The organism is Mycetohabitans sp. B3 (assembly GCF_021498065.1).
Classification (GTDB): Bacteria; Pseudomonadota; Gammaproteobacteria; order Burkholderiales; family Burkholderiaceae; genus Mycetohabitans.
Genome location: NZ_JAHLKN010000018.1, coordinates 18,272 through 40,229 on the forward strand (window position 1 = coordinate 18,272; position 21,958 = coordinate 40,229).

Below are 21,958 nucleotides of genomic sequence, written 5' to 3' on the forward strand. Positions count from 1 at the left end.
GTCAGTGTTCGGCGGAAGAGTCAGCGGCAGCGGTGACGTGCCGGGCAGTGCGCTTGAATGGTGCGAGATAACCGAGCACGCTGACGAAGTAGACAAGGGCGAGCACGGCCTCGATCCAGCCTAGGGGCGCACTGGCGCCCGCATCACTGATTGCGCGCACGATTCCCTCCGCGAAATAGGCAAGAATCAGCATGGCCGACCATTGCATCGTGTACAGCCTGGCGCGCAGCAGCCCGGGCAAGACCAGCAGCAGCGGCAGCGCCTTGAGGGCTAGCGCTGAGCCGCCGGGATGCAACGGCGCGAGCCAGATTTCCCAGCTTACGGCCAATACCACCAGTGCGAGCAGCGTGGCGATCGCGATCATTAACAGCCGGTGCAACCGCTGCGCGTTCCGTAGCGCCAGGTTGCCAGGCTGCCGGGTCATTGCCCGCCTGCCAGCGCGAGCGCAGCGCGGGCGAGCCGCGCGCCGAGTGCGTGCGCCAACGTTTTCTCCTCCGACGACAGCGGGGCTGGATCGTTGCTGCCGCTCACCCCGGCGACGTGAGAGGCACCGTACGGCGTGCCGCCGCTTGTCGTGTTCATCAGCGCGGATTCGGTATAGGGTAGCCCGACGATCAGCATCCCGTGATGTAACAAGGGCAGCATCATGGACAGCAGTGTGGTTTCCTGACCGCCGTGTAGGCTGCCGGTGGACGTGAAGACGCAGGCGGGTTTGCCTGCCAGCGCGCCGCTAAGCCATTGCGGCGTTGTGCCGTCCAGGAAGTACTTCAGCGCCGCGGCCATATTGCCAAAGCGCGTTGGCGAGCCCAGTGCGAGCCCGGCGCACTCGGCTAGGTCGCGCAACTCTGCGTACGGCGGGCCATCGTCGGGAATATCCGGCCTGGTGGCCTCGCAGACCGTGGAGACGGGTGGCACGGTGCGTAGGCGTGCCTGTGCGCCAGGCACACTGTCCACGCCGCGGCCGATGGCCCGCGCGAGTTCCCGGGTGGCGCCGTTGCGGCTGTAGTAGAGAACGAGTATGTCTTTCATGACCTGGGAGGTGAACCGTTATTATAGAAGACGTAAGGAGGGTTAGCCTTTGACGAAGTTCGATATCGATCTGGATGCGCTGAAGCGGCTCGCGCGCTTTGCCGCGACCCGCAGCGCCGAGGACCGTATCCCGCAGGTGGCGGGTAGTCTCACGTTTACGACCGTACTGTCGCTGGTGCCGCTGGCGACGGTGGCCTTTGCGCTGTTCACTGCGTTTCCGATCTTCGCGTCATTCCAACAGTCGCTACAGGGCTTCCTGGCCGACCATCTGATGCCGGCGCAGATTAACAGCCAAATCTTCAAATATCTGAACCAGTTTGCGGAAAAGGCGAAAGGGCTGACGACGGTCGGGATGATTAGCCTCGTGGTCACGTCGGTTATGACGATGATGATCGTCGAATCGGCGTTCAACACGATCTGGCGCGTACGTAAGTCGCGGCCGCTTGCGCAGCGCATCCTAGTGTATTGGGCAGTGATCACGTTGGGGCCTCTGCTGATCGGCGTGAGCCTATCGGTGTCGTCCTACCTGTTCACGCACTCGATGCTTGCCAACACGGTCGCTAACGTGGCCGGCGCAGCCAGCGCGGCATCGGGCGCCGCGTCGCGCGTGATGCCGACGTTCGTCGAATGGGCGTTGACCGGCGCGGTGCTGCCGCTGTCGGTACTGGCGTTTACGCTATCTTACGTCTATTTACCGAACTGCCGCGTGGCGTGGCGCGACGCGTTTGTCGGCGGGCTGTGTGCGGCGATTGCGTTTGAGCTCGCCAAGCGAGGTTTCGGGTTCTATATTCGGCGTATTCCGACCTATACGGCCGTGTATGGCGCATTTGCGACGATCCCGATTTTTCTGCTGTGGGTCTACCTGAGCTGGCTAATCACGCTGTTCGGCGCGATGTTGACGTCCGCGTTGCCAGAGATCCGGCTCGGGCACTTTCATCGCGTCGATTACGCAGGCAGCGACCTGCTCGATGCGCTGGAGCTGATCGCGTGGCTCAACGACGCCCGCGATGCGGGCCGTGCCGGCTACACGCTGCATGAACTCGCGCGGTTGCAGCGTTGCGGGTTGCAGACGGCTGCCCGACTGCTGGACAAGCTCGAGGCGATCGAGTGGGTCGCCCGGATACAGCGCGAGCATGACTCAGACCGCTATGTGCTTCTAGTGAATCCGCGGCACGCGAGCCTGCGCCAACTCTATCAATTGTTCGTCATCGATCGCAACGAGCTCACTTATCAGCTCAATCTCGATACCACGCACGTCGATGGCCCGACGCTGCTCGCTGCGCTCGACCATCGCGGCCTGGATGTGTCGCTCGCCGCGTTGTTGGCCGTGCGCCGTCGTCGCGGCGCCCAAGCCGAGCGGGCCAACAGCAGGCGCGCCTCGCCGGTGGCGGCCGCTTAGCGCGCAACTGTCACCGGCGGCGTGGCGTCGTGACCGCCATCGCGACACAGCCGATCACGCCGAGCGAGCCGATGAAGTGCAGCCGCCGGCAGACCTGGTTAACGCGGCCGAGACTGTCATCGGATAGGCGGTGGCCCTGAGCGCCCATGCACGTCTCTGTGCGGCCCGCGAGGCGGCCTGCAGTACAATCAGCGAGCGCATGCTATGGCCGACCAGCACGACGGGGCAGGCCGACACGGCGTCCAGCAGCGTGTGTGCCGAGGCGGTGCGCCGGTATCGTAGCATCGAGGCGCGAGCGTGTGGCGCGCCGCTGCAGTATGCTTTCCTTTTACCGGTCTTTCCGCTACGATCGGTGCACAAAGCCGCGCAGTGCAAGGAGGAGGCCATGCGAGTCAGCGACATCCTGAAGGTTAAGGGCAATACGCTCTACACTGTTACGCCCGATACGCCGTTGCACGAAGCGATTCAGACGATGGCTGAGCACGACATCGGCTCGCTAGTCGTCATCGAATTCGGTGATCTGGTCGGCATGCTGACGTTCCGCGAGATCATCCTGACGTTGCGCGACCACGGCGGTTCAGTCGGTGCCGTGACGATTCGCAAGGTAATGGATGATCATCCGCTCATTTGTACGCCGGAGACAGATGTCAACGAGGTGCGGCGCATGATGCTCGAGCGCCACGCGCGTTATTTGCCCGTAATGGAAAAACGCATGCTGATGGGTGTGATCTCGTTCTATGACGTGGCTAAGGCGGTGGTCGAGGAACAGGGGTTCGAGAACCGGATGCTTAAAGCTTATATCCGCGATTGGCCGGAGGATGAAGGGGCGCGCGAAGCGCGCTAAAGCCGTGGTGGGGCCGGCGTACGGCCAGCCGCCGAATCCTGCAACGAAGCCTCTGTCACGCGTGTTTTTTGATCCGCATGACAGAGACTTCGTCGCACACCAAGTCATCCATCTGTGCACGGCCGTGCGAGGCCAGCGCGCCATCGTTGCAGTTCACGCTGTTGCGCGAGCGCTGCTTCGCCCCGTTTTTCTGCGCCCAGTTCCTCGAGATGGACACCTTTGTTGCCGCGGTGCACGCCGTGACAGCACTGGCATAATAATAGTTTGAGCAATTTTCGGGCAACCAGCATGTCGGGCAACACTTTCGGTACGCTTTTCACGGTGACGACTTTCGGGGAGTCGCACGGTCCGGCCATCGGCTGCGTGATCGACGGCTGTCCGCCAGGACTGGCGCTGGCCGAGGCTGATATACAGATGGAGCTCGATCGCCGTAAGCCGGGCACGTCGCGCCACGTGACGCAACGCCAGGAGGACGACCGGGTAGAGATCCTATCAGGCGTGTTCGATGGCGTGACGACCGGCACGCCGATCGCGTTGCTGATCCGCAATACGGACCAGCGCAGCAAGGATTACGGCAACATCGCGGAAACTTTCCGGCCCGGCCATGCGGACTATACATATTGGCAAAAATATGGTGTGCGCGATTACCGTGGAGGCGGACGCGCGTCCGCGCGGCTGACTGCGCCGAATGTCGCGGCAGGGGCGGTGGCGAAGAAATGGCTGCGGGAGCGCTTCGGTGTCCAAGTGCGCGGCTACATGAGCGCGTTAGGCGAAATCGACATCCCGTTTGTCGATTGGGTGCACGTGGCTGACAATCCCTTTTTCGCACCGAATGCGCAAATCGTGCCGCAGCTCGAAGCCTATATGGATGGGTTGCGCAAGGACGGCGACTCGATCGGCGCCCGGATCTCGGTGACTGCCTCCGGCGTGCCGCTCGGATGGGGCGAGCCGTTGTTCGACAAGCTGGATGCGGACATCGCCTATGCAATGATGGGGATCAATGCGGTGAAGGGCGTAGAGATTGGCGCTGGATTTGACAGCGTGCGCCAGCGTGGCTCGCTGCATGGTGACGAGTTGACGCCTGCCGGCTTCGCGGGCAACAATGCCGGCGGCGTGCTCGGCGGCATTTCGACCGGCCAGGACATCGTCGTGTCGATCGCGATCAAGCCGACCTCGAGCATTCGCACGCCGCGTCGCTCGATCGACAAGGCCGGCGAGCCCGTGATGGTCGAGACGTTCGGACGCCATGACCCGTGTGTCGGGGTTCGAGCGACACCGATTGCCGAAGCGATGCTTGCGCTGGTGCTGATGGACCATGCGCTGCGGCACCGCGCACAGTGTGCAGACGTCAAGACGTCGACGCCGACGATCGCCGCGCGCGCCCCGGGCGCGTGATTTCGGAGTGTGCCCCGGCGGGCGACGGCGCCGCGTTGTGCACCGTCACATGTTCGGGTAGTTGGGGCCGTCGCCGCCCTCGGGCGTGACCCATACGATATTTTGCGTCGGATCCTTGATGTCGCAGCTCTTGCAGTGCACGCAGTTCTGCGCGTTGATTACCAGCCGCTCGCCGCCACTTTCCTCGCGCACGAACTCGTATACCGCCGCCGGACAGTAGCGGCTCTCCGGGCCCGCATACTCGTGCAGGTTGATGCGCACCGGCACGCTAGCGTCCTTGAGCGTCAGGTGCGCCGGCTGGTTTTCCTCATGATTTGTGTTCGAGATGAACACCGACGAAAGCCGGTCAAACGTGAGCTTGCCGTCCGGCTTCGGGTACGTGATCGGTTGGCACTGCGACGCCGGCTTGAGCCGCTCGTGATCCGCATGCCGGTGATGCAGCGTCCACGGCACGCGCCCGCCCAACAGCTTCTGCTCGATGAATACCATCGGCGAGCCTACGTACAGCCCCTTGCTCATCCACTGTTTGAAGTTGCGCGCCCGGTACAGTTCCTCGTGTAGCCACGAGCGCTTGAACGCCTGCGGGTACGCGAGTAGCTGATCGTGCGCACGGCCTGCTTGCAACGCCTCGAACGCCGCCTCGGCGGCCAGCTTCCCGGTCTTGATCGCCGCATGGCTGCCCTTGATGCGTGAGGCGTTCAGAAATCCCGCCTCGTCCCCCACTAGCGCCCCGCCTGCAAACGTGAGCTTGGGCAGCGACATCAGCCCGCCCGCGGTGATCGCGCGCGCGCCGTACGAGACCCGCTTGCCCCCTTCCAGGAACGCGCGGATCGCCGGATGCGTCTTGTAGCGCTGGAACTCCTCGAACGGTGACAGGTATGGGTTCTCATAGCCCAGCCCCACCACAAACCCTACTGCCACCTGATGGTTGTCCAGGTGGTACAGGAACGAGCCGCCGTAGGTCTTCGCATCCAGCGGCCAGCCCGCCGTGTGGATCACCAGCCCCGGCTTATGCCGCGCCGGCTCCACCTCCCACAGCTCCTTGATGCCGATGCCGTATACCTGCGGATCCACCCCCTCGCGCAGCCCAAAGCGCTCCTGCAACTGCCGCCCCAGGTGCCCGCGCGCGCCTTCGCAAAACAGCGTGTACTTCGCGTGCAGCGCCATGCCCAACTGGAAGTGCTCTGTGGGCTGGCCATCCTTGCCAACCCCCAGGTTGCCGGTGGCCACCCCGCGCACCGCGCCGCGCTCGTCGTACAGTACCTCGGCCGCGGCAAAGCCCGGGAAGATCTCCACCCCCAGCGCCTCGGCCTGCTGGCCCAGCCAGCGCGTCACGTTGCCCAGGCTCACCACGTAGTTGCCGTGGTTCTTGAAGTTCTCTGGCAGCGCCCAGTTTGGCGTCTTCAGCGCCCCCGTGCAGCTCAGAAACAAGAACCGGTCCTCTACCACTGGCACCGTCAGCGGCGCACCGCGCTCACGCCACTGCGGAATCAGTTCGTCCAGCGCGCGTGGGTCCATCACCGCTCCCGACACAATGTGCGCGCCAATCTCCGAGCCCTTTTCCAGCACGCACACCGCCAGCTCCACCCCTTGCTCCGCCGCCCGCTGCTTAAGTCTGATCGCCGCCGACAGCCCCGCCGGCCCGCCGCCCACCACCACCACGTCGTACTCCATCGATTCGCGTGGTCCGTACTGCTCGATCCAGCTTTGCGGGGTCATGGATGTCCTCTCCGTTAGAATGCGTTTTAGTCGGGTGCCATTGTCCGGGAAGCGACCGGGGGCCGCAACCAAAGGACGGTGAATTAACACGATCGTTCTATTTGTGAGAACGTATCGCGCATCGCGTGATACGTTCTGTACTATTCACCTGAACAAGGAATTTCAATGGGTCGTTCGATCAATCTTGAAGGCAAGGTCGCGCTGATCACCGGTGCGTCGAGCGGTCTGGGCAAGCGTTTCGCGCAGGTGCTGTCGGGCGCGGGCGCGAAAGTGGTGCTGGCGAGCCGCCGCACCGAACGTCTAAAGGAGCTGCGCGCCGAGATCGAGGCGTCAGGAGGCGCGGCGCACGTGGTCACGCTGGACGTGACCGACTATGGCAGCATCAAGGCCGCGGTCGCGCACGCCGAAACTGAAGCGGGCACGATTGATATTCTGGTCAACAATTCCGGCGTATCGACGACGCAGAAGCTGGCTGATGTGACACCAACCGACTTCGAATACGTGTTTGGCACCAACACGCGCGGCGCATTTTTCGTGGCGCAAGAGGTCGCCAAGCGCATGATCATGCGGGGTAATGGCGCAGCGGGCGCGAAGCCATGCTACCGGATTATCAACATTGCTTCGGTTGCCGGCCTGCGTGCGTCGCCGCAAATTGGACTGTACGCAATGAGTAAGGCCGCCGTCGTGCATATGACCAAGGCGATGGCGCTCGAGTGGGGTCGTCATGGCATCAATGTCAATGCGATCTGCCCCGGCTACATCGATACCGAGCCCAACCATCATCAGTGGTCCACGGAGCACGGGCAGAAGCTGCTCGCGATGCTGCCGCGCAAGCGGATCGGCATGCCAGAAGACTTGGACGGGTTGTTGTTGTTGCTCGCGGCCGACGAGTCGCAATTCATCAACGGCTCAGTGATGGCCGCCGATGACGGATTGGGGTTGATCTGATGTCTTCCAACGAGTATCGCCACGCGTTCGAGATGGTGTTGCCGATCCGCTGGGGGGACATGGACGCGTTTCAGCACGTGAACAATGTTGTCTATTTTCGCTATATGGAACAGGTGCGAGTTTCGTGGTTCGAGACGTTACGCTTGCCTGTGCCGGATGAGAACGGGTGTGGCCCAGTGATCGTCAGCGCGCACATGGATTTTCTGCGCCAGCTGCGTTATCCAGGCGACGTACGCGGTACGATGTGGGTCGGTAAGCCGGGACGCAGCAGCCTGGACTCGCGCTTCGAATTGACGCGCACCGACGCGCCCAACGAGCTTATCGCGCAAGGGGGCGCAAAGATCGTTTGGGTCGATTACGACGCAGGCAAGTCGGTGCCATTGCCCAAGGCGCTGCTCGCAGCGCTCGAGTAGTCGCGTTGGGCAGGACGAGCCCCGCGCGTTACCTGTGTTCACGGGACGCGCGCTACTCAGCCGGCTTCCGGCCCATGGAGCAATCGGCAATCCGCCCGGCGTGCGCAGCCGAGCAACCGCTGGGCTTGTGCCGTAACATCCGCTCAGCGTAACCGTAACCTTTGCGCACCCGATTGGCGTCGTGCCGCGGCCGTAGCACCGGACCCGGCGTAGCACTCGCACCGAAGCGGGACATCCATAGAGGAAGGGACAGCGACATGAACAAGCTTTATCCGAGCGGCCAGGCGGCGCTGGCGGACATCGTCAAGGACGGCCAGACGTTCGCGGTCGGCGGTTTCGGCCTGTGCGGGATCCCCGAGGCACTTATCGCCGCGCTGCGCGATTCGGGCGTCAGGGACATCACCTGTATCAGCAACAATGCGGGCGTGGATGGGTTCGGACTGGGCCTGCTGCTTGAAACGCGACAGATCAAGAAGATGATCTCGTCGTACGTGGGCGAGAACAAAGAGTTCGAGCGCCAATACTTGGCAGGCGAATTGGAACTGGAGTTCACGCCGCAAGGCACGCTGGCCGAGAAGTTACGCGCCGGTGGCGCCGGCATTCCGGCCTTCTTCACCCATACCGGTTACGGCACGGTGATCGCCGAAGGCAAAGAGACGCGGCAGTTCGGCGACAACCACTACGTGCTCGAGCGTTCATTGACTGCCGATGTCGCGCTCGTCAAGGCTTGGAAGGCCGACAAGGCGGGCAATTTGATTTATCACCGTACCGCGCGCAACTTCAATCCGCTGTGTGCGATGGCGGGCCGAATCACGCTCGCTGAAGTCGAGGAGATCGTCGAGACTGGCGAACTCGATCCGGATGCGATCCATACGCCCGGCATCTTCGTGCAACGGTTGGTGCTCAATGCCCACCCGGAAAAGCGCATCGAACAACGCATCGTGCGCCAGAAATAAGCGCGCAAAGGAGACTGAAATGGCCTGGAATCGAGATGAAATGGCGGCGCGCGCTGCGCAGGAACTGCAAGACGGCTTCTATGTGAACCTGGGGATCGGGCTGCCGACGCTGGTTGCCAACCATGTACCGGACGGCATCGAAGTGTGGCTCCAATCCGAGAATGGATTGCTTGGCATCGGTCCGTCGCCGACCGAGGACGAAGTCGATGCGGATCTGATCAACGCCGGCAAGCAGACGGTGACGACATTGCCCGGCTCTTCGATCTTTTCGTCTGCCGACTCGTTTGCGATGATTCGCGGCGGGCACATCAACCTGGCGATCCTGGGCGCGATGCAGGTCAGCAAGGGCGGCGACCTCGCCAATTGGATGATCCCCGGCAAGATGATCAAGGGCATGGGCGGCGCGATGGACCTGGTGGCCGGCGTCAAGCGGGTGGTTGTGCTAATGGAGCACGTGGCTAAGGGCGACCAGCACAAGATCCTCGAACAATGCACGCTGCCATTGACCGGCGTCGGTGTTGTGGACCGCATCGTCACCGACCTGGGCGTGATCGACGTGACCGACGCCGGCCTGAAACTGGTCGAGATCGCGCCTGGCGTAAGCATCGAGGAAATCCAGAGCAAGACCGGTGCGCCGCTCGACGTGAGCATGCTCACATAGTATGGACGACAGCCGCGGCGCGCCTGCGCCGCCGTACCGCGGTGGATCGCGGCCGCGTGGGCGTCGGCCGATCGGCCATTATGCACGGAGCCGGCAGGCTCTGCGTGCACAAAGCACGCTAAAATTGAACTGTTACGTTTCAGGATACGTCGATGTCGGCTCCGTCTGCTTTGCCCGACCCGCATACGCCGCGTCAGGGCTTCGTGCGCTGTATCAGTCCCACCGGTCTGCACCGGATCGCCTACACCGAATGGGGCGACCCGTCCAATCCGCGCGTGCTGGTTTGCGTGCATGGCCTGACCCGTACCGGCAGGGATTTCGATGTGCTGGCCAGCCGCCTCGCGGACCGTTTTCGCGTCGTGTGCCCCGATGTCGCTGGTCGTGGGTTATCCGACTGGCTCGACAATGCGCAGCAGTACGCACTGTCGCAGTACGTGTCGGATATGGTGACGCTGATTGCTCGGCTGAATGTCGAGACCGTGGATTGGTTCGGCACGTCGATGGGCGGCATGATCGGTATGGTGCTGGCCGGGCTGCCGAACAGTCCGGTGCGCAAGCTGCTGCTCAACGACGTCGGGCCGACGCTGGAGCCGGAGGCGTTGCACCGGATTGGCGAGTACGTCGGCAACGCGCCGAAGTTCGACACCGAGCAGCAGGCGTACGATTATCTGGCCTCGATCTTGCCGGGGTTCGGTCCGCATACGCCAGACGAGTGGCGTGTGTTGAACCGGCCGTTACTGCGGCATCATGCCGGCTCGTGGGTGCTGCACTATGACCCGCGCATCGCGGTGCCGTTCGAGGCCAGCAAGGCGGAACTCGCGAGTAGCGGCCAAACGTTGCTGTGGCGCGCCTTTGAGGCGATTTCAGGGCCTACGCTGGTGGTGCGGGGCGAGCAGTCCGACCTGTTGTCGCGCGAGACCGTCGAGACAATGCAGCAGCGTGGCCGCCAAGTGTCGGCCGCCGAGATTGCCGGCGTTGGCCATGCACCCACGTTCGTGCACGATGAGCAGATCGCGATCGCCGAAGCATTCTTTTGCGGCGGCGAGCCGGCGCTCGCGCATCGGCCGGCGCCGACGCTGCAATGAGCCGCGCGATGGCGCGCCTGATTTCATCGACTTCACAGGATATTGACTATGGCAGTGCAACGTTTTCATGTCGGTCCCCGTTTATCCGAAATTGCCGTGCACAATGGCACCGTCTACCTGGCTGGTCAGATCGCCGAGGATACGAAGCAAGACATTACCGGACAGATGCGCGAGGTGCTTGGCCACGTCGACCGGCTGCTCGCGCAGGCCGGCAGCGACAAGTCGCTGATTTTGTCGACGCAGATCTATCTCTCCGACATGGCGAATTTCGCTGCAATGAATGACGTGTGGGATGAATGGGTGCCCAGTGGCAATACACCGCCGCGCGCCACTGTGCAGGCCAAGCTCGCCAATTCGGAATGCCTGGTCGAAGTCGTGGTGTTTGCCGCGCAGCGAAGCTGAGCGTTTCCCGTGTTATCGCGCTGTGCGGTAGCCGCCGGCGTCGTACTAGCTTGACAGATGAGTCCCGAATCCGAAACCCGCGCCCAGTCGCCGACAGCGACGCTTGACGACGCGCTTGCTTTTGTGCAGGAGCACGCCAGTGGGGTGCGCCTTGGGTCGGGCGAGATGCTCGTGGATCACGCGCAGGGCACCGCGCAGATCGTCAATACGCTGAACGTCGATCTTCCGTCATCCGTGGCGGCGGCACTCTTCCCGGTGATTCCCTACCTGAGCGAACCGGAACGTTTGCTGCGCGAGCGTTTCGGCGAAGACGTACTGCAACTGGTCACGGATGTGCGCAAGCTGCTGCGGCTCAGCGTGATTGGCATTCAGGCGACGAGACCCGATAGCGACATGGGCCGCGACGCGCAGGCGCATCGTCGCGCGCAGGTTGAGGCACTGCGCAAGATGCTGGTGGCGTTTGCGCAGGATATCCGCGTTGTGCTAATCCGGCTCGCGTCGCGGCTGCAGACGCTGCGCTTTTATGCGGCGCACAAGCTGACGCCGCCGGCAGGGTTGCCGCGCGAGACGCTGGAGATCTATGCGCCGCTTGCGAACCGCCTCGGCATCTGGCAACTGAAATGGGAGCTGGAGGACCTCGCGTTCCGTTTCGAGGAGCCGGCGACCTACAAGCGTATCGCGAAGTTGCTCGACGAGCGGCGGGTCGAGCGTGAATCGTACGTGCGCGATGCGATCGCGCGCCTGAAGCGTGAACTCGCGGCGGCGAACATCGAGGCGGACGTGAGCGGACGTCCTAAGCACATTTACAGCATCTGGCGCAAGATGCGCGGCAAAAAACTCGAGTTCTCCGAGCTCAACGATGTACGCGCGTTCCGCGTGATCGTGCCGGACGTCAAGGACTGTTATACAGTGCTTGGTATCGTGCACAACATCTGGCAGCCGGTGCCTCGCGAGTTCGATGACTATATATCCCGGCCGAAGCCCAATGGCTACAAGTCGTTGCATACGGTGGTGATCGGCGATGACGGCCGGGCATTTGAAGTGCAGATCCGCACGCACGACATGCATCATTTTGCCGAATATGGCATTGCCGCGCATTGGCGCTACAAAGAGGCGGGAACCCGCGGATACGACGGCCAGTTTGCCGCCAGCGACAAGTACGACGAGAAGATCGCGTGGCTGCGGCAGCTGCTTGCGTGGAAGGATGAAGTGTCGGGCAGCGACTCGCCGTCGCAACCGTGGGAGCAACTGCGACAGACGCCGCTAGACGACCATATCTACGTGCTGACGCCTCAGGCGCGTGTGGTGGCGCTGCCGCAGGGGGCGACGCCGGTCGATTTTGCCTATTACGTGCACAGCGAACTCGGGCATCGATGCCGGGGTGCTCGCGTGGACGGGGCGATGGTGCCGTTGAACACGCCGCTGCGGAACGGGCAGACGGTCGAGATCGTCGCGGTTAAGCAGGGGGGGCCGTCGCGTGACTGGCTCAATCCCCAACTGGGCTATCTGCATAGCGCACGCGCCAAGCAAAAGGTGCGGGCGTGGTTCAACGCAATCGAGTTGCAGGAGACCGTCGCATCGGGCCGGGCCGCTGTCGAAAAGACGCTGCAACGCGAGGGGCGCACGTCGGTCAATCTCGAGGAGCTTGCTGCGAAGCTCGGCTTCAAGACGACGGACGAGCTGTTCCTACAGGTTGGCAAAGACGAACTTAGCCTACGCTCGGTTGAGCAGGCGCTTCGCGATGCGCCCGCCGCGGAGCCGTCTGGGCTAGAGCCCGCGAACTTTAAGTGGCGCAGCAGCGGCGCCAGTGTTGCGTCCGGGGCATCGACCGGCGTGCTGGTCGTGGGCGTCGACGCGTTGCTCACGCAACTGGCGAAATGTTGCCGGCCGGCGCCTCCCGACGAGATCGCCGGCTTTGTGACGCGCGGCAAAGGGGTATCAATCCATCGCAGTGATTGCGCCAGTTTTTTGCGCATGGCCGCGCGCGTGCCGGAGCGTGTGTTGCATACGGCTTGGTCCAACGACGTGCTCAGCGGTCGCGGCCAAAGCGTCTACCCAATCGACTTGGCGGTCGAAGCCGTCGATCGCCAGGGGTTGTTGCGCGACATCACCGAGGTATTCGCACGCGAGAAGATTAATCTGGTTGGTGTGAAGACCCAGACGCACCGCAACGTTGCGTATATGCAATTCACTGTGGAGGTGTCCAACAGCGCGCAGGTGCAGCGTGCTGCCACGCTGCTCGGTGACGTGCAAGGCGTGGTCCGGGCAAAGCGGCGCCAATGAACACCGGCAAAGGGGATGGCTCGCTACGTCGGCGCCCCTCGCGTCGGCGTGGGGATCGCGTTGGTCCAAGCCATCGCATCGCATAAAAGGCTCGCATTGCATAATCCCCTACATAAACTACTTGGCAACAGATGAAAACCTCCCTATAATCACGGTTTCTTCAGGCTCGTAGCTCAGCTGGTTAGAGCACCACCTTGACATGGTGGGGGTCGTTGGTTCGAGTCCAATCGAGCCTACCAACGAATATGGATTCTTAGTGGGATCCAATGCAAGACAAAAGGCCGCTCATTGGCGGCCATCGGGCGAAATGGTGATGACATCGCGAACGTTGACCGGGACTTTTTCGGGGCGGCGCTAGTCGAGGATCTGTTTCGACCTTTGTGTTGTGTGGAATTTGAAATGCGGCCTCGATAGGGCCGCATTTTTTTTGGCCTTGTTTTCGGCCTCCGACTTAACCGTACATGGCACGGCGCCAGGAGAGAACGCAATGATTTCGGTACGACTGCCCGATGGCTCTATCCGGCAATACGATCATCCGGTGACGGTGGCCGAAGTGGCCGCGTCGATCGGTCCGGGTCTGGCGAAGGCGGCGCTTGGTGGCAAGGTCGATGGTGAGCTCGTGGACACGTCGGCCGTGATCCAGCGCGACGCCAATGTCTCGATCGTCACGGATAAGGACCCCGAGGGGCTTGAGATCATCCGTCACTCGACGGCGCACTTGCTCGCGTATGCGGTCAAGGAGCTGTTTCCGCAGGCCCAGGTGACGATCGGGCCGGTCGTGGACAACGGGTTCTACTACGATTTCGCTTATCATCGCGCGTTCACGCCCGAAGACCTGCAAAACATCGAGCAGCACATGCACGCGCTTGCCAAGAAGGACGAGCCGGTGTCGCGGCGCGTGGTGTCGCGCGATGAGGCAGTCGAGTACTTCAAACGCATCGGCGAGCGCTACAAGGCCGAGATCATCGAGTCGATTCCGCAAGGCGAGCAGATCAAGCTATATTCGCATGGCGGCTTTACGGACCTGTGCCGCGGACCCCATGTGCCGTCCACGGGCAAGCTCAAGGTGTTCAAACTGATGAAGCTGGCCGGCGCGTATTGGCGTGGCGATTCGAACAACGAGCAACTGCAGCGGATCTATGGCACGGCGTGGGCGCGCAAAGAAGACCAGGACGCGTACCTTCACATGCTCGAAGAGGCTGAGAAGCGCGACCATCGCAAGCTGGGCAAGCAACTAGACTTGTTCCACTTGCAAGAGGAAGCGCCCGGGCTCGTGTTTTGGCACCCGAAGGGCTGGACGCTGTGGCAGCAGGTCGAGCAATATCTGAGACGCCGGCTCGGCGAGGCCGGCTACCTCGAAGTGAAGACGCCGATGATTATGGATCGCTCGCTGTGGGAGCGCTCCGGCCACTGGCAGAACTATCGAGACAACATGTTCACGACGGAATCGGAGAAACGCGACTACGCGATCAAGCCGATGAACTGTCCGGGACATGTGCAATTGTTCAATCACGGCCTTCGTTCGTATCGCGACCTGCCGCTGCGTTTGGCCGAGTTCGGTTCTTGCCACCGCAACGAGGCCTCGGGCGCGCTGCATGGCCTAATGCGGGTGCGCGGTTTCGTGCAGGACGACGCGCACATCTTCTGCACGGAAGATCAGGTGATTGCCGAGTCGATCGCGTTCAATTCGCTGGCGATGAGCGTGTACAAGGACTTTGGCTTCGAGCACATCGACATCAAGCTGTCGCTGCGGCCGCAGCAGCGCGCGGGCACGGACGATACGTGGGACCGTGCAGAACAGGGTCTGCGTGAAGCGCTGGCCGCGTGTGGTCTGTCGTGGCAGGAGCTCGATGGCGAGGGGGCGTTCTATGGTCCGAAGGTCGAATACCACATCAAGGATGCGCTCGGGCGATCGTGGCAGTGCGGCACGCTGCAATTGGACTTCGTGTTGCCGGAGCGCCTTGGCGCGGAATATGTGGCCGAAGACAATAACCGCCGCCGGCCGGTGATGTTGCACCGGGCGATTGTCGGTTCGATGGAGCGCTTCCTGGGCATCCTAATCGAGCACCATGCTGGTGCCATGCCGCTGTGGCTGGCGCCGTCGCAGGTTGTGGTGATGAATATTGCAGAAAGTTCTGCCAATTACGCAAACCTTGTTGCCCAAACATTGAAAAAACAAGGGTTTAGGACGAGCGCCGATTTGCGTAACGAAAAGATTAGCTATAAAATACGAGAACACGCGCTCGAAAAAGTCCCGTATTTGGCAGTCGTCGGCGACAAGGAGCGTGATGCGCAAACGGTAGCCGTGCGTGCCCGTGGCGGCGTCGATCTGGGCGTGATGCCGGTCGAAGCCTTCCTCGACCGCCTGCACAATGAAGTGCGGGTGTTTGGGTGAGCCATCAGCAGCGCGGCTAGTTTTTTGATTTTTAGAGGAAACGTAACATCGCTACTGATAAGTCGTCGCATCGCATCAACGGTGAAATTAGCGTGCCGGAGGTGCGTCTAGTTGGGGTCGATGGAGAACCCATCGGCATCGTGAAGCTGGCCGAGGCGTTCCGTTTGTCGGAGCAGCACGATGTCGACCTTGTCGAGATTGCTCCGCATGCCCAGCCGCCGGTGTGCCGCCTGATGGACTATGGCAAGTTCAAGTATCAGGAAGCCAAGAAGCAGCACGAGGCGAAGCTCAAGCAGAAGGTGATCCAGGTGAAGGAAGTCAAATTCCGCCCGGGCACCGACGACGGGGATTACAACGTCAAGCTGCGCAACCTGACGCGATTCCTTGAGGAAGGCGACAGGACGAAGATCACGTTGCGTTTCCGTGGGCGCGAGATGGCGCACCAGGAAATCGGCATGCGGATGCTGGATCGTCTGCGCCAAGATCTAGACGAATACGGTCAGGTCGAGCAAATGCCGAAGATGGAAGGCCGCCAGATGGTGATGGTGCTGGCGCCAAAAAAGAAGAAGTGATGGGCGTGCGTTGCGCGCGCGGCACGCTGCCGCGTGCGATGCAACGCGCGATGTAGGTTTCGAAGGCGGCCGGTACGGCGTCTTCCGAAAAGACGGCGCGTGACGCGATTGCAACGCGCGCCGATGACAAGTGGCCCCCGGGTCTCGCAAGGGCGGAGTGCTCAGCCGCACACCCGTGGCCATAAAAACTGGAGTGGTAGCAATGCCTAAGATGAAGACCAAGAAAAGCGCGTCTAAGCGCTTTGTCGTGCGTCCGGGCGGTACCGTCAAGCGCGGTCAGGCCTTCAAGCGTCACATCCTGACGAAGAAAACGACGAAGAACAAGCGTCACCTGCGTGGCAGCACGGATGTCCATGCGTCGGACGTCAATTCCGTTCGCGCGATGATGCCGTTCGCGTAACCCTGAATCGAACTCATAGGAGAGAAACATGCCTCGAGTCAAACGTGGGGTTACTGCACGGGCCCGTCACAAGAAGATCATTAACCTTGCGAAGGGCTATCGTGGCCGTCGCAATAATGTGTTCCGGATCGCGAAGCAGGCGGTTATGCGTGCCGGTCAGTACGCATACCGCGATCGCCGCAACAAGAAGCGGGTGTTCCGACGCCTGTGGATTGCGCGTATCAATGCAGCGGCGCGGCAACACGATATCACCTACAGCGTGTTTATGAACGGCTTGAAAAAGGCGTCGATCGAACTCGATCGCAAGGTACTTGCCGACATGGCCGTGTTCGACAAGGCCGCTTTTGCCGCCATCGTGGCGCAGGTGAAAGCCGCCGTTGCCCGCTGAGCGCAAGGACAGTCGGTGCCGGGTCGGTCGTACCGCGCCCATGGGGCCGTACGCCGACCCGCAGACTTGAACGGGGGCTCTTGCTGGAGCCCCCGTTTTTTTGTTGGGCGCAAGCTTTTTGATCCACTGACAGACGTTGAAATGATGGGATCTTCCGATCTTGAGCAGATCGTCGCCGACGCGCAGCGCGCCTTTGCGGATGCTGCGGACACCGTGACGCTCGAAAACGAAAAGGCGCGTTTCCTCGGCAAGGCCGGTGCGTTAACCGAATTGCTGAAGGGCTTGGGCAAGCTGGACCCGGAGATGCGCAAGAGCGAGGGTGCTCGCATCAACGTCGCGAAACAGCAGGTCGAGTCGGCATTGAATGCGCGTCGACAGGCACTTGCCGATGCGTTGATGAATCAGCGGTTGGCGGCCGAGGCGATCGACGTGACGCTGCCCGGGCGCGGCATGGGTGTGGGCAGTCTGCATCCGGTGATGCAGACGTGGGAGCGCGTCGAGCAAATTTTTCATTCGATTGGCTTTGATGTGGCCGACGGTCCGGAGATCGAAACCGACTGGTACAACTTTACCGCGCTAAACAGCCCCGAGAACCATCCGGCGCGCTCGATGCAGGACACGTTTTATCTCGACGCGAACGACGCGCAAGGCAGGCCATTGTTGCTACGCACGCATACGAGTCCGATGCAAGTGCGGTATGCGCGGATGAACAAGCCGCCGATCAAGGTCATCGTCCCTGGGCGCACCTATCGTGTCGACAGCGACGCGACGCATTCGCCGATGTTTAACCAGGTCGAGGGGCTGTGGATCGACGAGAATATTAGCTTTGCAGACTTGAAGGGCGTCTACACAGACTTTCTGAAGAAGTTTTTCGAGCGCAACGATATCCTCGTGCGTTTTCGTCCATCGTACTTTCCGTTTACCGAACCGTCCGCCGAGATCGACATGAAATTTGAGCACGGCAGAAACGCCGGGCGCTGGCTCGAAATTTCCGGCTCGGGGCAGGTGCATCCGAACGTGGTACGCAACATGGGGCTCGACCCGCAGCGCTATATTGGCTTTGCCTTTGGCAGTGGCCTTGAGCGACTGACGATGCTGCGCTACGGCGTGGACGACTTGCGCGCGTTCTTTGAGAACGATCTGCGTTTCCTGCGCCAGTTTGCGTGACCCGACTTTCCTTATCGACACCCCATGCAATTTGCTGAATCCTGGTTAAGAAGCTTTGTTGATCCGCCATTGTCGACTGAGGCGCTGTCGCATGCGCTGACGATGGCGGGGCTCGAGGTCGAGGCGTTGGCGCCGGTGGCGCCGCCGACATCGAAGATCGTTGTCGGCAAGGTGCTCGAGGTTGTCAAGCATCCGAATGCCGATAAGCTGAACGTGTGTCAGGTTGACGTGGGCACGGGACAGACGTTGACGATCGTGTGCGGTGCGCCGAATGTGGTACCTGGCATCAAGGTGCCGACCGCGCTGGTCGGCGCGACGCTGCCGCCCGCGGAAGCGGGCGGTGCGCCGTTCAAGATTAAGCTGTCGAAACTGCGCGGCGTTGAAAGCCAGGGCATGCTGTGTTCGGCTCGTGAACTGAAGTTGTCGGACGACCACAGCGGACTGTTGGTGTTGCCGGACGATACGCAGATCGGACGCGACATCCGCGACGTGCTGCAGCTCGACGACATGATTTTCGAGATCAAGCTGACGCCGAACAAGGCCGATTGCTTATCGGTGTTCGGTATCGCACGCGAGACGGCTGCAATTACCGGTGCGCCGCTCAATGCGCTATCCTACCACCCTGTGCCGGTCACCTGCGACGCGCGGTTGCCGGTGTGTATCGAGGCGCCGCAGCTTTGCGGACGGTTCTCCGGCCGCGTGATCCGCAATGTCGATGCGCGGGCCAGCACGCCTGCATGGATGGTTCAGCGGCTTGAGCGAGCGGGCCAGCGCAGCATTTCGGCGCTCGTCGACATTTCAAACTATGTGATGCTCGAGCTCGGACGTCCATCGCACCTATTCGATCTGGACAAGATTAGCGGCGGCTTGCACGTGCGCTGGGGCAAGCGCGGTGAGACGCTGAAGCTGCTCAACGGCAATACGATCGAACTGGACGAAACGGTTGGCGTGATCGCGGATGATCAGGGACGTGTCGAAAGCCTGGCCGGTATCATGGGCGGTGACCGTACCGCGGTGACGCTCGATACGCGGCATATCTATTTGGAGGCGGCATTTTGGTGGCCGGACAGCATCCGTGGACGTGCCCGCCAATACAACTTCTCGACCGATGCTGCGCATCGCTTCGAGCGAGGCGTGGACTACGCGACCACCGTTGAGCACATCGAGTACCTGACGCACTTGATCACGACGATTTGCGGTGGCGACGCCGGTCCGGTGGACGACCATATCGTCAACCTACCGCAGCGCAAGCCCGTTTCGATGCGCGTGTCGCGGGCAAACCGGATCATTGGCGTGCCGATCGATGCGAACGAGATTGCCAGTATCTTCACGCGTTTGAATCTGTCGTTCGAGCGTGCGGCGGACGGCGATACGTTCATTGTGACGCCGCCAACCTACCGTTTCGACATCGAGATCGAGGAGGACTTGATCGAGGAGGTCGCTCGCATCCACGGATTCGAAAAGATCCCGGTGCGTGCGCCGATCGCGACGAGTGAGATGCGAGTGACGAACGAGACGCGGCGCTCAATTCATGCGTTGCGTCGTGCGCTAGCGGCACGCGACTACGCGGAAACGGTCAATTTCAGCTTTGTCGATGCCGAGTGGGAACGAGATTTCGCCGGTAACGAGCGGCCTGTCGCGCTGCTCAACCCGATCGCGAGCCAGCTGTCGGCGATGCGTTCGACACTGTTCGGCAGCTTGATCGGCGTGCTGCAGCATAACCTAAATCGGCGTGCGGAGCGCGTGCGCGTGTTCGAGGCTGGGCGGGTCTTTCGTGCGGATCCGACGGTGAAGGAAGGTGAATTGACGGTAGAAGGTTTTGTCCAACCAAAGATGATCGGTGCGCTGGCCTATGGTCCGGTCGTCGACGAACAATGGGGGGTATCGGCGCGGCATGTTGATTTCTTCGATGTGAAGGGCGACGTGCAGGCGCTGTTTGCACCGACGGTGCCTCGCTTCATACGGGCTTCGCATCCGGCATTGCACCCGGGGCGCAGTGCGCGGATCGAGATCGATGGTCGCATTGTCGGTTGGATTGGCGAGCTGCATCCGCGTTGGATGCGAAAATACGACCTTCCACATGCACCCGTACTGTTCGAGGTCGAGGCTGATGCGGTGGCGGGGCGTGCGTTACCGGGCGTGACTGAGATCTCGAAATTCCCGCCGGTGCGCCGTGACATCGCGTTGGTCGTACCGCAGCATGTCGAAGTCCAAGCGATACTCGATGAGTTCGCGCAGGCTCGGGTCGGCAACGATGCACTCCGGTTCGTGCAAAAAATGATGCTATTTGACGAATTTCGGCCGAAATTCGATGCGAAGCAAACCGGTTCTGGTGCTGTTTCGGGAGGGCTCTCGGCTGACGAGAAAAGCCTTGCGTTCCGGGTAACCTTGCAAGATACTGGCGGGACCCTTCAGGACGAGACGGTTGATCTCGCCGTCAAAACCCTGGTGGAACGCTTGGCTCGAGTCTTTGGTGCGAGGTTGCGCGGCTAAATCAAATCCGATTTGCCCAAAAAAACCAGAGGCTACTGTTATATGATAAGCATCCAATGAACTCGAGTGAATTCGAAGCACTTCTGTCTGCGCAACGCAGTGCGATGAGTCGCGATAATCCGGCTTACAGCAATCCGGTTTCATCCGAGACGCCGACGTTGACAAAAGCCGAGTTGGCCGAGTTGTTGTTCGATCAGGTCGGTCTGAACAAGCGCGAGGCAAAGGACATGGTCGAAGCGTTCTTTGAGGCAATCCGCGATGCGCTCGAAAACGGTGAGAGCGTCAAGCTCTCGGGGTTTGGCAACTTCCAGTTGCGCGACAAGCCGCAACGTCCGGGACGCAATCCGAAGACCGGCGAGGCTATCCCAATCGCGGCACGGCGCGTGGTGACTTTCCATGCGAGCCAAAAGCTGAAGGCGCAGGTCGAGTCCGGCGCTGCGAACCTGCAGTCACGCTGAACGTAGCCACGTCAGGGTCCGCTTGTGCTTAGCCCCCCGCGACGCATCCAAGACCGACATGACGAGCGTGTGACGATGGACAAAGTCACGTTGCCCCCGATACCCGCGAAGCGGTATTTCACGATCGGTGAAGTCAGCGAACTGTGCGGCGTCAAGCCGCACGTGCTCAGATATTGGGAGCAGGAATTTACGCAGTTAAGGCCGGTCAAGCGCCGCGGAAACCGGCGCTATTATCAGCATCATGAAGTACTGTTGATCAGGCGGATCCGTGAGCTGTTGTATGAGCAAGGATTCACGATCAACGGTGCGCGCAACCGGCTCGATTCACGCGGTGCGCTGTTGCCGGACGAGCCGGGCGGTGCAGTCCCGCCGCCGGGCGACGCGGGCGTGTCGCCAGCGGATCCTCGGCTTGTTGCCGTCGATGTGGATGCACTGCGTGACGAAATCCGACAGGTGATCGTTTTACTGACGGACGGCAAGCGATCGTGACGTATCGACGGGTGCGTGCTTCCCTGATGATTCACCTGGTATGTGTGACCCATTCGGTTATCCGTCTAGAAAGCGCGTGAGCTGTTCATGACGCAGTTTGGCCAGCTATCAACCTTCGGACGTTGGGAAACGGGGGAGAGCTTCAATCGCTTCGTATGAGAATGATCAGGCGCGTCCCGCGCGTCGTCCAGCAGCTGCTGTGACTTTGTCATTATCGTAAGTTAGTTCTGAAGTGACGGCGGCAGCATCTGTTTGCACGGCCTTCTAAATGTATAGCCAGCGCAGCAACCTTCCATAATTTGCAGTACTTTCTTCCTGCCGTCTTATTTTTGAGGGGAGTCGCTATGCCCAGATACTCACGTCTCCCCCAATGCGTCAGTGTTCGCGATAGCCTATACAAAACTGGGCTGTTTCATCGGCGCGTTGTGCGGAAGAAACACATGAATCTGACAAACTGGCGAC

The 21,958-nt window shown here is 61.3% G+C and carries 22 protein-coding genes, 1 tRNA gene and 1 pseudogene; 20 read left to right on the forward strand and 4 right to left on the reverse strand.

Annotated elements, in window-relative coordinates; all coding sequences use genetic code 11:
• Nucleotide 1: 1 nt before the first annotated feature.
• The gene (locus KQH55_RS04395; RefSeq protein ID WP_076785133.1) at nt 2-424 is read right to left on the reverse strand and encodes a DUF2069 domain-containing protein; all 423 of its coding nucleotides are present in this window, start codon (nt 422-424) and stop codon (nt 2-4) included.
• Nucleotides 421-1,029, reverse strand: a complete 609-nt coding sequence (gene wrbA, locus KQH55_RS04400; RefSeq protein WP_235090281.1) for an NAD(P)H:quinone oxidoreductase — start codon at nt 1,027-1,029, stop codon at nt 421-423. The genes KQH55_RS04395 and wrbA overlap by 4 nt, the downstream gene beginning before the upstream one ends.
• Nucleotides 1,030-1,078: 49 nt before the next feature.
• Here wrbA and KQH55_RS04405 point away from each other — a divergent pair, with 49 nt between their 5' ends.
• A complete protein-coding gene (locus tag KQH55_RS04405) occupies nt 1,079-2,428 on the forward strand; it encodes a YihY family inner membrane protein (RefSeq protein WP_076785131.1) in 1,350 nt (449 codons plus the stop codon).
• Between the two features lie 25 nt (nt 2,429-2,453).
• On the opposite strand, the pseudogene KQH55_RS04410 reads toward KQH55_RS04405, so the two are convergent.
• Nucleotides 2,454-2,528 (reverse strand): annotated as a pseudogene (locus KQH55_RS04410) (DUF962 domain-containing protein); the annotation flags it as partial.
• A gap of 285 nt (nt 2,529-2,813) precedes the next feature.
• Between KQH55_RS04410 and KQH55_RS04415 the strand changes: the two are divergent.
• From KQH55_RS04415 to aroC, 3 genes are all read left to right on the forward strand, one after another.
• Nucleotides 2,814-3,272, forward strand: a complete 459-nt coding sequence (locus KQH55_RS04415; protein WP_076787260.1) for a CBS domain-containing protein — start codon at nt 2,814-2,816, stop codon at nt 3,270-3,272.
• A 77-nt stretch (nt 3,273-3,349) separates the two neighbouring features.
• Entirely contained in the window at nt 3,350-3,529 is a 180-nt protein-coding gene (locus KQH55_RS04420; RefSeq protein ID WP_235090282.1) for a hypothetical protein, read from the forward strand.
• Between the two features lie 31 nt (nt 3,530-3,560).
• Nucleotides 3,561-4,667: a chorismate synthase gene (aroC, locus tag KQH55_RS04425; protein ID WP_235090283.1), complete on the forward strand. Its 1,107-nt coding sequence runs from the start codon at nt 3,561-3,563 to the stop codon at nt 4,665-4,667.
• Nucleotides 4,668-4,712: 45 nt separating this feature from the next.
• On the opposite strand, the gene KQH55_RS04430 is transcribed toward aroC, so the two are convergent.
• A complete protein-coding gene (locus KQH55_RS04430) occupies nt 4,713-6,386 on the reverse strand; it encodes an electron transfer flavoprotein-ubiquinone oxidoreductase (RefSeq protein WP_235090284.1) in 1,674 nt (557 codons plus the stop codon).
• Between the two features lie 165 nt (nt 6,387-6,551).
• Here KQH55_RS04430 and KQH55_RS04435 point away from each other — a divergent pair, with 165 nt between their 5' ends.
• The 16 genes from KQH55_RS04435 (at nt 6,552) to KQH55_RS04510 (ending at nt 21,496) form a co-directional block, all read left to right on the forward strand.
• Nucleotides 6,552-7,334, forward strand: coding sequence for an SDR family oxidoreductase (locus KQH55_RS04435; protein ID WP_076785127.1), 783 nt, complete (start codon nt 6,552-6,554; stop codon nt 7,332-7,334).
• Nucleotides 7,334-7,747, forward strand: a complete 414-nt coding sequence (locus tag KQH55_RS04440) for a thioesterase family protein (protein ID WP_076794723.1) — start codon at nt 7,334-7,336, stop codon at nt 7,745-7,747. The genes KQH55_RS04435 and KQH55_RS04440 overlap by 1 nt, the downstream gene beginning before the upstream one ends.
• A 257-nt stretch (nt 7,748-8,004) precedes the next feature.
• Entirely contained in the window at nt 8,005-8,703 is a 699-nt protein-coding gene (locus KQH55_RS04445; RefSeq protein ID WP_076794726.1) for a CoA transferase subunit A, read from the forward strand.
• A 19-nt stretch (nt 8,704-8,722) separates the two neighbouring features.
• Nucleotides 8,723-9,364, forward strand: coding sequence for a CoA transferase subunit B (locus KQH55_RS04450; RefSeq protein WP_076794728.1), 642 nt, complete (start codon nt 8,723-8,725; stop codon nt 9,362-9,364).
• 152 nt (nt 9,365-9,516) lie between these two features.
• Entirely contained in the window at nt 9,517-10,449 is a 933-nt protein-coding gene (locus KQH55_RS04455) for an alpha/beta fold hydrolase (protein ID WP_076785123.1), read from the forward strand.
• 48 nt (nt 10,450-10,497) lie between these two features.
• Complete coding sequence (locus KQH55_RS04460; protein ID WP_076785122.1) at nt 10,498-10,851, forward strand: RidA family protein; 354 nt, start codon at nt 10,498-10,500, stop codon at nt 10,849-10,851.
• A gap of 57 nt (nt 10,852-10,908) precedes the next feature.
• On the forward strand, nt 10,909-13,134 hold the full coding sequence (locus KQH55_RS04465) for a bifunctional (p)ppGpp synthetase/guanosine-3',5'-bis(diphosphate) 3'-pyrophosphohydrolase (RefSeq protein WP_076794730.1): 2,226 nt from the start codon (nt 10,909-10,911) through the stop codon (nt 13,132-13,134).
• Nucleotides 13,135-13,296: 162 nt separating this feature from the next.
• A tRNA-Val gene (locus KQH55_RS04470) sits at nt 13,297-13,373 on the forward strand.
• Nucleotides 13,374-13,621: 248 nt separating this feature from the next.
• Nucleotides 13,622-15,529 (forward strand): threonine--tRNA ligase, encoded by a 1,908-nt coding sequence (thrS, locus tag KQH55_RS04475; RefSeq protein WP_076794732.1) that lies wholly within the window; start codon nt 13,622-13,624, stop codon nt 15,527-15,529.
• Nucleotides 15,530-15,576: 47 nt separating this feature from the next.
• Nucleotides 15,577-16,101 (forward strand): translation initiation factor IF-3, encoded by a 525-nt coding sequence (infC, locus tag KQH55_RS04480; RefSeq protein ID WP_076785117.1) that lies wholly within the window; start codon nt 15,577-15,579, stop codon nt 16,099-16,101.
• A 202-nt stretch (nt 16,102-16,303) separates the two neighbouring features.
• A complete protein-coding gene (gene rpmI, locus KQH55_RS04485; protein WP_076785116.1) occupies nt 16,304-16,501 on the forward strand; it encodes a 50S ribosomal protein L35 in 198 nt (65 codons plus the stop codon).
• 28 nt (nt 16,502-16,529) lie between these two features.
• Nucleotides 16,530-16,889 carry a 50S ribosomal protein L20 gene (gene rplT, locus KQH55_RS04490; protein WP_013434982.1) on the forward strand — a complete coding sequence of 120 codons (360 nt, stop codon included), beginning with the start codon at nt 16,530-16,532 and terminating at the stop codon, nt 16,887-16,889.
• A gap of 144 nt (nt 16,890-17,033) precedes the next feature.
• Nucleotides 17,034-18,056: a phenylalanine--tRNA ligase subunit alpha gene (gene pheS, locus KQH55_RS04495; RefSeq protein WP_235090300.1), complete on the forward strand. Its 1,023-nt coding sequence runs from the start codon at nt 17,034-17,036 to the stop codon at nt 18,054-18,056.
• Nucleotides 18,057-18,080: 24 nt separating this feature from the next.
• Nucleotides 18,081-20,549 carry a phenylalanine--tRNA ligase subunit beta gene (pheT, locus tag KQH55_RS04500; RefSeq protein WP_235090285.1) on the forward strand — a complete coding sequence of 823 codons (2,469 nt, stop codon included), beginning with the start codon at nt 18,081-18,083 and terminating at the stop codon, nt 20,547-20,549.
• A gap of 56 nt (nt 20,550-20,605) precedes the next feature.
• Entirely contained in the window at nt 20,606-21,007 is a 402-nt protein-coding gene (locus tag KQH55_RS04505; protein WP_041753362.1) for an integration host factor subunit alpha, read from the forward strand.
• A gap of 75 nt (nt 21,008-21,082) precedes the next feature.
• The gene (locus tag KQH55_RS04510) at nt 21,083-21,496 is read left to right on the forward strand and encodes a MerR family transcriptional regulator (protein WP_076785113.1); all 414 of its coding nucleotides are present in this window, start codon (nt 21,083-21,085) and stop codon (nt 21,494-21,496) included.
• Nucleotides 21,497-21,958 lie beyond the last annotated feature (462 nt).